At 38.5% G+C, this 11029-nt stretch carries 14 protein-coding genes and 1 tRNA gene; 3 read left to right on the top strand and 12 right to left on the bottom strand.

Translation table 11 applies throughout. The features are described 5' to 3' along the window. The 3 genes from QYT14_RS14765 to dgt all read left to right on the top strand — a co-directional run. A partial coding sequence (locus QYT14_RS14765) for a conjugal transfer protein TraO (protein WP_289826380.1) occupies positions 1 to 556 on the top strand: 556 nt, incomplete at its 5' end. A gap of 13 nt (positions 557 to 569) precedes the next feature. After that, entirely contained in the window at positions 570 to 1001 is a 432-nt protein-coding gene (locus QYT14_RS14760) for a DUF3872 domain-containing protein (protein WP_008772002.1), read from the top strand. Positions 1002 to 1111: 110 nt separating this feature from the next. After that, entirely contained in the window at positions 1112 to 2473 is a 1362-nt protein-coding gene (gene dgt / locus QYT14_RS14755; protein WP_050758705.1) for a dGTP triphosphohydrolase, read from the top strand. Here the strand turns inward: dgt and QYT14_RS18900 are convergent. From QYT14_RS18900 to QYT14_RS14695, 12 genes are all read right to left on the bottom strand, one after another. Then, positions 2435 to 2818 (bottom strand): hypothetical protein, encoded by a 384-nt coding sequence (locus QYT14_RS18900; RefSeq protein WP_347280225.1) that lies wholly within the window; start codon positions 2816 to 2818, stop codon positions 2435 to 2437. The genes dgt and QYT14_RS18900 overlap by 39 nt on opposite strands. A gap of 11 nt (positions 2819 to 2829) precedes the next feature. Next, a complete protein-coding gene (locus tag QYT14_RS14745) occupies positions 2830 to 3051 on the bottom strand; it encodes a DUF3873 domain-containing protein (protein WP_008771999.1) in 222 nt (73 codons plus the stop codon). A 78-nt stretch (positions 3052 to 3129) separates the two neighbouring features. After that, the gene (locus tag QYT14_RS14740) at positions 3130 to 3663 is read right to left on the bottom strand and encodes an antirestriction protein ArdA (protein ID WP_008771998.1); all 534 of its coding nucleotides are present in this window, start codon (positions 3661 to 3663) and stop codon (positions 3130 to 3132) included. A 634-nt stretch (positions 3664 to 4297) separates the two neighbouring features. Continuing rightward, positions 4298 to 4819 (bottom strand): ORF6N domain-containing protein, encoded by a 522-nt coding sequence (locus tag QYT14_RS14735; RefSeq protein WP_286079308.1) that lies wholly within the window; start codon positions 4817 to 4819, stop codon positions 4298 to 4300. 32 nt (positions 4820 to 4851) lie between these two features. Continuing rightward, a complete protein-coding gene (locus tag QYT14_RS14730; protein ID WP_008771993.1) occupies positions 4852 to 6063 on the bottom strand; it encodes a site-specific integrase in 1212 nt (403 codons plus the stop codon). 267 nt (positions 6064 to 6330) lie between these two features. Next, positions 6331 to 6405, bottom strand: a tRNA-Lys gene (locus tag QYT14_RS14725). A 456-nt stretch (positions 6406 to 6861) separates the two neighbouring features. Continuing rightward, on the bottom strand, positions 6862 to 7473 hold the full coding sequence (locus QYT14_RS14720) for a hypothetical protein (protein ID WP_286079307.1): 612 nt from the start codon (positions 7471 to 7473) through the stop codon (positions 6862 to 6864). 17 nt (positions 7474 to 7490) lie between these two features. Next, entirely contained in the window at positions 7491 to 8009 is a 519-nt protein-coding gene (locus QYT14_RS14715; protein ID WP_286079306.1) for a hypothetical protein, read from the bottom strand. 29 nt (positions 8010 to 8038) lie between these two features. Further along, positions 8039 to 8461, bottom strand: a complete 423-nt coding sequence (locus tag QYT14_RS14710) for a hypothetical protein (RefSeq protein ID WP_286079305.1) — start codon at positions 8459 to 8461, stop codon at positions 8039 to 8041. Then, positions 8458 to 9204, bottom strand: a complete 747-nt coding sequence (locus QYT14_RS14705) for a hypothetical protein (protein ID WP_286079304.1) — start codon at positions 9202 to 9204, stop codon at positions 8458 to 8460. The genes QYT14_RS14710 and QYT14_RS14705 overlap by 4 nt, the downstream gene beginning before the upstream one ends. Positions 9205 to 9206: 2 nt before the next feature. Beyond that, positions 9207 to 9752: a hypothetical protein gene (locus QYT14_RS14700; protein ID WP_286079303.1), complete on the bottom strand. Its 546-nt coding sequence runs from the start codon at positions 9750 to 9752 to the stop codon at positions 9207 to 9209. 487 nt (positions 9753 to 10239) lie between these two features. Further along, positions 10240 to 10833 carry a tyrosine-type recombinase/integrase gene (locus tag QYT14_RS14695; RefSeq protein ID WP_286079302.1) on the bottom strand — a complete coding sequence of 198 codons (594 nt, stop codon included), beginning with the start codon at positions 10831 to 10833 and terminating at the stop codon, positions 10240 to 10242. Between the last annotated feature and the right edge of the window lie 196 nt (positions 10834 to 11029).

Here is an 11029-nt window from a genome sequence, read left to right as displayed (position 1 = left end):
GCTCTTTGCGCTGTGCCTGACCTCGTTTCAGGCACACGCACAAAGATACCTGCCGAGTATGAAAGGCTTACAGGTGACGGCAGGCATGACGGACGGTGTACACTGGAATGATAACACGGATTTCGCCTACCACATCGGGGCGGCGTACAGCGTTTACACCAAGAACGCAAACCGCTGGGTGATTGGCGGCGAATATCTGCACAAGAAGTATGACTACAAGGATATGCAGATACCCGTAGAACAGTTTACCGCAGAGGGCGGCTATTACCTGAAATTCCTTTCGGACAGGCGAAAGACCTTTTTCCTTTCATTGGGATTGTCGGCACTCGCCGGGTATGAGGTGAGCAACAAAAGCGAAAAACTGCTACCGGACGGTTCTACCTTGCTGGATAAGGACTGCTTCATTTACGGCGGTGCGCTCACGCTGGAACTGGAAGCCTACCTGACCGACCGGGTGGCTCTGCTGCTGAACGCAAGGGAACGGGCGTTGTTCGGCTCGGACATAGGCAAGTTCCACACGCAGGTATCTGTGGGACTGAAATTCATTATCAACTGACCGCTATATAATAATGTATATGAAGAATGTAATGTATAAAATCATCATGGGCTGCTACATCGTGGCCGCCCTCGTGCTTGTCACCGCCTGTAATGACAGCTTGGATATTCAGCAGGCGTACCCGTTCAGCATCGAAACGCTGCCAGTCCCCAAAAGGCTGAAAGTCGGGGAAACCGCCGAAATACGCTGCCAACTGGTGCGTGGCGGCTATTACCAGCCGACCACCTATCAGATACGCTATTTCCAACCGGACGGCAAGGGGAAGCTGGAAATGGATAACGGCACGGTGTTCCTGCCCAATGACCTGTACCCGCTGGAGAAAGAAACATTCCGGCTCTACTATACCTCGGTATCGACCGACCTGCAGACGATTGACATTTATGTGATTGACTGCTTCGGACAGATGCAACAACTTTCGCTATCGTTCAATAACAATAATAATTGAAGGATTTTTTAATGAATAGTTGATAAATAGCATCTAAAAAGTAGTGTGTTATTTTTTAGATGCTTATATTTGCATACTAATAACGTAAATATTAATAAGATACTGTTGTTATGAAAAAAAAGAAGATGATAATGAACCTCACTGCAGATGACATAAAAGAAATAAAACGTCAAGACAAACTAATTCATACTGCCAAAATCTCAGAACGGGAATATGGATTAAAAGGATATGATACTCGTAATCCTTATCAACGAGATTATGCTCGCATATTATACAGTGCTGCTTTTCGACGTTTACAAGGGAAAATGCAAATCCTAGGAATTGAAACCAGTGCCTTTTTTAGAAATAGGTTAACTCACAGTTTAGAGGTCGCACAAATTGCAAAAGGAATTAGGTGGCAGCTTGATAAAGATTGTTATGGGAAAGATACAACTTTAAGTGATATGTTTTTATTAGATGCAGCAGCATTGGCTCATGATATTGGTCATCCTGCTTTTGGTCACAAAGGAGAAAGAGTATTGAATGACCTTTTGTCACCTAATGATATGCATTTTGAAGGAAACGCTCAAAATTTCCGAGTACTTCGTTCATTGGAAAAAAAAGACCCTGAATTTACCGGACTCAATTTGTCATACCGTACATTGCTTGCCATTAATAAATATCTCGTTAAAGAAGCCCCTAATATTGAAAAGTTTATGTATGCGGAAGATTATGATATACTCGAAAATTTTAGGCAGGCAAATCAATTAGCTAATATAAGAACTCTTGATGTGCAAATAATAGAATTAGCAGATGACATTGCTTATGCGGTACATGATTTAGAAGATGCTCTTAGTCAAGGATATTTTACTATTGATGAATTGCTTTACGAAATGAGAATTAAAGACCAAAGTCTTAAAAAATTCAGCAATGAAGAATGTGAGTTGGCAGAGAAAGAATTGAGACAGTTAGTAAAGAAAGCTCAAAGCAAAGCTAATAAATCATCATCACATAAAAATCTACAAGAATATTCTCAAGTATTCAGAAAATCACTCACATCCTTGTTAACCAGTTATTTTATCCATGATATAGTGTTAGGGCATATCATTGAAAGTGAAGCTATTGAGCATGGTACTATTGCTGGAAATCGCGAATTGAAATTAGATAAGAGCAGACCGCTATGTAAGATATTATCCAAAAAGATATTTAAAGGAGTAACACGACATTCCAATATAGCTTTGTATGAAGAACGTGGTGCCAAAGTAATAGAAAATCTTTTTAAACTATATAATAATAAGGATGTCAATAAAAAAGGACAACTACTTCCGCCAGACTATCGTCCCAAATTTGAGGACGGTGATGATGACGATATTAAAAAGAAAAAATATGCACGTGCAGCTTCTGATTATATAGCAGGGATGATGGATACTTACGCTATTAATACTTATGAAAATTTATTTTCTACTCCGTTCTCTTCTATACAAATACTTTGATAGTATTCTCTTGTAAAAATAATATTGAAATAGGGAGATTTTATTCTTGAATCTCCCTATTTCAATGTATAACCTATTTATTTGCTTATTATTAACAAAATCCGGCTTGCCCTCCAGCAGTTGCAGGTGGCGCAACGTGCCGAACTCGTCAGTCTTGCGCCCCCACGCCCAAACATCGTTATACAAATCATCGCCCCACTGGTGCGGGCGGTCGAAGCGTACTTTTACCTCCTTAGTGTGTTCGTTTTCTTCCGTGTCCTCAATAACACCCGTTACCATTAAGCCCGTAAAAATACACTCGCAACGCCTGCCGATAAGTTCCTTGTTTACTTCTGTCGTTTTCATATCCACAAAATTTACTTATTTATTACTCCGTTCTTTTTCGCTATCCACCCGTCACGCCTGCGGCGGCACTCTGCCAGCGTTTTGGCTACCGTGCTGAATAGTTCGCCGTCCGTGTGGCGGTAGTCATATTGAAAATAAATCTGTCCTCTGAATGCGCCTAAGCAACATTTCACGTATTTTTCTTCTCCCGGTGTTTGGGTGATGCTTACCCCGTTTTTGTTAAGTGACTGCATGATGTCTTATTTTTTTTATGGTTATAAACTTGGTTGTTTTTAGCGGGCAGGGTTTTGACACCCCGCCCGGATTGGTTGTTATGCCGCACGGAACACAAAGCCGTCATCAAACCAGTAATCGCACATGAACAGGTCACGGGCAAACTTTTCATAATCGAAATAGGTCTTTGCGAACTCCGGCAGGTCGTAACATTCTTCTATAATTTCATAGGCGAAATCTTCTTCATCGTCATATTGTCCCTGATACTCGTCCCGGAAATCCCGTACAAGGTCGTCCGCTTCTTCCTCGCCCAAATCATGGCTTTTATAGTTGCACCACACGAAAAAGGCTTCCTGCTCGGTGTCGCTCAAATCCTCCACCGCATCACGCAGGGAAAAGTAATTTTCAGAAATCCAGCTTTCGCCGATTAAGCCCTCCGGCACGTTCTCCCAGTCCTGAAACATATATTCCGCATCTTCCTCGTCCTTGTGCAGTTCCCGGCAGGCATCGTAAAATTCCTCCTTGTCCGAATAGTCCGACAGGTCGAGCCATGCGCCGTACAGTGAACCGTTGTTATACTTGGCGTAAGTGCCTACATAAACCCTTGCTTCTGATAATGTTGTTGCTTCCATGATTGTAATTTTTTTAAGTTTATGCGGATTTGAGAGGTGAGGGAGTTGAAGTTTCACTGGACTTTTTTCCTGTTTCTCGCAAATCCGACTTTTTTTTTATGCGTCTTCCGGTCGGGTCGGTCGTTTTCGTTTCACATAGGCGTAAAAGGGTAGTGTTTAGAGTTTGCAAGGTTTCGGGCAAAAAATACCTCGCAACGAATGTCGCAGGGAAGATTTTTTCGCCGAACCGGGACGGCTTGACCTTGCAAAGTCGTGAAGGACACGTAGCTACCTTTGCCTATTGAAATGATAAAAACGGCTGTCCCGGCTGGGGGACTGCATAATGAGGAAGATTTACAGATAGGGAAACAGGGGAAAAGTGCCTGTTCCCTTTGGTCTTTTTAGGGAACACTCCATGCGGGCGGGAAAGGCAAGGGTGTTGTGAGCTTGCTTGCAATACGCTTGTGCGGGTTTCCAACGGCTCTTTTCACGGAATACAGTCAGCCATGCCACGCACGGCTGGCGTTCCGGGAAATGTGCCAGTTGGAAAAGGACATGAAAAATGCGGGTAGTCGCCGGACTGCCCGCAAGGTGGAAGAATGTACGATATTGGGATATAACTTATTAGGTGGTATTTCGTTACCGAAATCGTTACCTATTTGTCACCTGAACGCTCATAGGTAACGAAACCTATCGGACGGCGTTCTTTCTGCTGTTGCGACTGGCTTAGAAGCTGGGTAAGGGCTTGGTACAGTTCGTTGAACTGCGCATCGGTGCTTACCTCCAGTTCCTCGATGCGCTTTAGCAGTTCTTCATAGCCGACTGCCGTTTGGCGCATGAGGACGAAAGCCCGCATGATTGAGATGTTCACCTCTATGGCTACTTTGGAGCGGAGAACAGAGGACAGCATGGCTACGCCTTGTTCCGTGAAAGCCATAGGCGGAGTGGGCGTATGACGGATATTGTCGGAGAACCTATCACAATTTGTGATAAGTCCCAGCCACTCGTCTTTGCTCAACTCAAACATAAAATCACCGGGGAAGCGGTCTATATTGCGTTTGACCGCTTGCTTCAAGGCTCGTGTTTCCACTTGGTAGAGTTCTGCCAAATGCAAGTCAAGCATCACCCGGCAACCCCGTACCTCAAAAATCTTGTTTTGGATAATCTGCAAATCCATAATCATTACTTTTAAGTTAATATCTATGCCACTTATATTTTTCTGTTATTTAACTTGTTAGCAAAAATGTCCATGTCTTCGCTAAGTTTGGTATCTATAATTTTTGCGTAGATTTGGGTTGTTCTTATGTTGGTGTGTCCCAACATCTTGGAAACGCTTTCAATAGGTACACCGTAGCTTATACTAAGGGTCGCAAAACTGTGCCTCGCAACGTGAAACGTGATTCTCTTGTTTATCCCGCAAACGGTCGCAATCTCTTTCAAGTAATCATTCATCTTCTGATTACTGATAACTGGCAGCAGTTTACCATTGGGTAATTTCCCGTCATATTTCTGCAAAATGGATTTGGGTATATCCAGCAATCGGATGTTGGACGTTACGCTTGTCTTGTGTCTTTTCTTGATAATCCACAAATTGCCGTCAAAGGACAGTTTTATATTTTCAGGTGTCAATTCACAGACATCAACATAGGAAAGCCCGGTATAGCAGCTAAATATGAATATATCCCGAACCTGCTCCAGTCGTTTGCTGGCGAACGTCTTTTGATATATCCGGTCTAATTCCGCTTGTTCAAGAAAATCCCGTTCCACATATTCAAATTTCAGTTTATACGCCCCGAATGGATTAAAGGTAATCAGTCCCAAGTTGTGGGCAAATAGGACAACAGTCCTGAAACGCTGGATAAACTTCATGGCTGTATTGTGGGTACACGGGTAATTTTCACGGATGAACAGGTAGAAGCCCTCAATGAACACGACATTTATTTCCCGAAAGGTTATATCCTCCACATTATATTTATCGTGGATATATTCGGCAAGGCGATTTTTTGTAAGCTCGTAACGGGTATATGTCTTTTGCGTGGCTGTTTTCCCTACTTTCAATGCGTACTGTTCATTGTGTTGGGAAAATACTTGCAAGAGTGTCTTCGCTTTTTCTTCCTTGCCCAAGAATACGTTGCGTACTTTCTCTGCGGTCACGTAATTGTCCCGCTCTAAAATGGTCTGATAGTGTCTGTGCAAGGTAGCCTTGATGCTATCCAGCATTTCATTCATACGGGTAAATTCCGCCCCTCTGCCATTTACCTTTCCGGTCTTGGCAGACCAGTTCTTTGGATTAACCTCCAGTTTGGTGTTAAACTGGGCTAATTTCCCGTCAATGGTAACACGTGCCATGATTGGCATATTACCGTTCTTTTTTACTTTGTCCCTTTTCAAGAAGAACAATACTCGGAATGTTGATTTCATACCTCATTTTTTAAGTTACAAAACTACTTTTATTAACTCATAATGAGATAAATACAGGGTCGCCAATTCCCGACAACATTTCGCCAATTTCCGCCAATTCGTACCCCTTTTTGAAGAATTTTGTCGGGGGTACGGATAAGGCACTATTTTCTGTCTGTCAGTGACCTTTTCGTGACGGTCAAGGTAGCCAAAAGGCAATAAAAAAGTCCCACAAAATGTTGATTTTGTAGGACTTGTCTTTTTGTTGTCGCCTTTTGGCTTTTCTTCTGGTGATCCGCTTGGGGCTCGAACCCAAGACCCCAACATTAAAAGTGTTGATGCTTTTCACCTTTTAAAAGCCTCGCCTACGGCTCGACTTTCAAAAGGCTACCTGCTGAGCCAGCGAATCTTACGGTTATCTTTATATGCCTTTTGAATCTTCCGCTTTCTTTCTTCGGTTTACATGGTGGTTTACATTTGTACCACGCAAGATGTGATTGTTATTTTGTTTATTATCTCGTTGTAAAGTTAGCTGTTTTAGTGGAACTATGCAAGTAATAAAAAAGAAAATCAAGTATATAGATGTATTTATTCAGATATTTCCAAACACTTAAAAAGTCGCCCTATTCTAATTTTTGAAAGATAGAATAGAGTGGCTTTTTCAATAAGTGGTACTTTTTTCTAATTCTCCCTATAAAATGGATTCCTCTCAAAAAAAGTCCTCTTGTTTTCGTGTCTAATTTTTCCCCATTCCATTACTCTTTATTAAGAGTACCAAGAAGAAAAATTGGACATTGTTATATTTTCCAATAACATTTATCAGTTGCCGCGAAAACCTTTTATCTCAACCCTTTCTTTTTGTTCATGTTTGTTGCTTAACTTGCCCAATTCGTCTTTTACGCATTGATGGGCAAAAAAGAATGAGTCCAAAATAGATTTCAAATAGTCGTGAGGTCTTTCAACACTTCCACTGAAATAAGATGCCATGCGACAATGGACGGTGATAAGCCCTTGTTCTTGGTCTATTGTATATACGTTTATAATTGGAGTATATTCGTTAGATTTATTAATGGCTTGCTTCAAAAGTTCCACATCAGGGTCATTCAAACTTAGGTGCCCCCATGCAATGTCATAAATCCAAATGATATGACTGTCGTTGCTTGTGTTTACCTCAAATGCCTCTCCCTGATATTTGAAGATAATCGAACCATCTTCGTTCGTTCCGTGTTGGCAACCAATATCTTCCAATGTCTTTATCAGTAAATTCCTTGTCTGATTATCTTCTTCATTAATTGCGGCATTGATAGATTCATCCATCCTATCGTAATCAGATTTCTCTTTCTTGTCATTTTCAATGGCATATCCAACTCTGCCAGCTATGTAAGCGGCAAAGACGAGTATAGCACAGATTATTACTATTCCAAATTCCATATTTAAGTTCTATTGATTTACCAAAGTTTAAGTCCGTCCATTTCTTTTATAGCTTGCAATATATCTTCTTTAGTCATATTTGTTCTTTCTTCCTCTATGGCAATAGAACGAAATTCATAGCTTTCTACAATTCCTTTCTTTTCGTCCACATCGCTGTATATCCAACTGCTGAAAACTCTATTAGGCATATCAAGAAATGTGATTCTAATAAGCGCACCGCCTAACAAGTATGAATTAATATCATAAACGACAAACTGACCTTTTATTTGTTCCTTATAAGGGTCTAATACAGGGTTGCTGACAATGCTATTATTATAATCGTCCAAGTATTTTCGCAAAGTACGGATATATTCATTATCTAACCACTCGTTTCTTTCCCAACCCTCAAAACGTATATCGTTGAGCGTTCTTTGCGTAATAGTGTCTGTTGTTTGCAAGGTGCTATCAATGGTAGAAACTTGCTCTGTCTTGTCCTGTTTCATGCTATAAGCTGACAGAACTATTAGTATCGTAAGAAGTGGAAGTGTTGCTTTCATCTGTTTATAATTTCTTTGATATTTATATGCTATTCTTTACGAATAAATATGAATTGTGGATGGGTGTTATCGTCATATCTACTTGCCACTTCCATTCCGTTTTCCTCCGTATGAAATATAGATTCTGATAGCCTAATAACTAAAGTATCGTTTGTTGCATTAAGAATCCTATATCTTTCCTCATAAAATCCATGATGAAATAGAATCAGAGAATCAGGGGAAAAGTATTCATAATTCCAAATAGCATCTTCTGAACTGGAATCATAGTATTCTCCGTTTTGTTGAAAACTCAGAAATATATCCAACATAGGCATTTCTCCGTTCCAATCAATCATTTGCCATTCTCCATGTATAGGTAGTTCTGATTTGGAATTTGAACAAGCTGATAAAACTATTATTGTGGCAAAAAATAGAAATATCTTTTTTATTTGTTGTTTATCTATTGTTTTCATTTATTTGTATGACTTTTGAAAATGTTTCTACCTATCGTATCTATTTTCAAAGGCTCAGGAGAAGAAATAGTTGGTCTCCAAACATACTCTCCAAGCAATTCTTTGTAAATATCATAAATAGCCTGTGTGTTAGTTGTGATAAAACGATAATAAGGATTCATTTTTATCTCTTTCGCATTAGTCAGTATCATTGCATAAGAATCATTATTTTCACATCCATTAAAATACAAGAGCAAATCTGCTGCTTTATACCTTTCTTCTTTGTTTTTTAACTCTCCATACGATTCTAATAAGTTGAGCATATAAAAGCATATTTGGAAATATTCATCGAAATGGATAAATCTATTATTAAATCTGTCGCAATAGATGTAAATCGCTTTATGTAATTTATGTATTCTCAAATTAAAAGGGTCTTTGAGTAATTCTTCTATCTTGGTTTCTCTATTTTGTGTAACGTCTTGCTTTTTTATTTGTTTTATCTTATTATCATAGGATGGAGTTGTAACTTTAATAGAATTGCTTTGTTTTTTGGGGATATACTTTTCTTTGATTGTATAATACATATATATAAATCCTATGAAAGTCAATATAATAGCAATTATTGGAATAAATATATCATCCAATTTATTGTTATAGTCTTCAAAATCTGAATATTTACCACGATTACTAATGTCAGCAAAAGAAAAACTAATATCACATATTGATATTAGAAAAAGCAATATATATTTTTTTATCCTATTCATATTTATCTGATTCCAAGTTCTATTTCGGCTTTGTTATTCAATTCTTTTATTATGGAAGCCATATTGGTATTTGTGAGAGGTTGTAATGTTGCAGAATCTTTTAGAAAACTGGGCATTTTAATCAAAAACTGATAAGTAAATCGTGGATAATTTGTTTTTATATTATTCTCGTTAATCCCGTCTGCAAATAGAAAATAGCAGAAAATATCTATATAAATGAGTAAATCATTGAATAGCAATCTCCCACATTGATTAACATGTGTTGTGACCAAACAAGCCAAAGCATCCATGTATATCTCCCATTTGTTATTAGAATCTTTATATATAGAGTTTGTTATGGCATTTGCCAAATTGCGACAATCTTGTTCAAACTCTAATACAGTTTCACCATTTATAGGAGTAATTGCGTCATAAAAAACATTTTGGAGAACTAAGAATGCTTTGGGACAAAATCTGTTGGTGATAACTCCTTGATTATTGGTTGGCACATCAAAAGTAAAAGATTTATTTTGATTACAAACCACAGCAGAAAATGAAAATCGCATCATTACTTATTAATATAATTCTGTGCTACTTAATACCCGGAAGAAGCGATTTTTATTCTTTAGCTTACATACAAAGAAAAGGTGTGGGTACTTTAGCTTATTATCTTGTTGAGGCTCTCTTATTGCTAAGAGTTCTGGACTGCCCACCGTATGTAATAAGCAAAGCCCACACCAAGATAGTATATAGTGCCCCTAAAGGTAAGTATATGACTATGGTGTGGGCGTTCCTGCTCATTATCCATACGGTAGAATTGTCCAGATTCCAACAAGGGATAATTTTGCTAAACGCCCTTTCGTTTATATGTTCTTTCAACTCCCTAACGCATTAGGTTATTGAAATTGCTACAAAATTACAGAAAAGCGTTTGTTTGAGCAAGAACTATGCTTATTATTAAATTGTTAGAACACTATTTTGTAGAATCCAAGTAGGTAGAAAATCAGTTATCGCCCATATAAGAGCAAATTTTCTGAATTTCCTACCCACTCAAATTTAGAAGCTGAGACAATCGTATGTATTTAAAAGTTCTTCCTGCCTTAGCCCAAGATAGCGTTTTGTAATGGTAACGCTTGAATGATTGAATAGTTCCATTAGCTTGATTAAAGCTAATTCTGCATTTTCAGAGGATTCAAAAACCTTTCTGCCAAATGTTTTGCGGAGTGAATGAGTAGAAAAATGGTCTATCTTTAAATTGTACTTGTTTTTCAATCCTTTAAGTACAATGTTCACCCATTGGATAGAATAGACTTTATTCTTCCCTCTGCCTGACAAAAAGCAAAGTTCATTTAAATTTTGAATACCTAAAGCCGTATAACAATCTTTTATGTGCTTCTGAAATTCTTTGTTAATCCTCACCTCTCTACGCTTGTTTGTTTTCTTTTCAGTAATGATAAACTTCGCTTCATAAGTTAAAAGCATATCCCAAGTGAGTTGCAACAAGTCAGAGATACGCAAACCAAAGAATATGCCACATCCAATAAGTAGGCTTATTCTGTAATTCTTATCTCTGTATAATTTTCTCACCAAGTTTGTAGCACTATCCCATTGTAGGCAGTCGCTTGTTGTATAACTGTTTTTCAAACTCATATTATTTCAATTTTGTAGGTTTAACTATAAAAGTGAAAGCAATTTTGAATTTCAAATCATAACAGATTGATTTTCAAACCACTTTCACTTCTATAAATTAGTGAATCAATAAACGCACGAAATTAGAACTGCCAACATCATAAATACAGCAACCGTAATAACAGGGTTAATGCAGCAAAAGAAAATGAATATCGCT

The sequence above is a fragment of the uncultured Phocaeicola sp. genome (genome assembly GCF_948499155.1).
Lineage (GTDB): Bacteria > Bacteroidota > Bacteroidia > Bacteroidales > Bacteroidaceae > Phocaeicola > Phocaeicola faecalis.
This window is presented reverse-complemented; position numbering and strand designations above follow the sequence as displayed.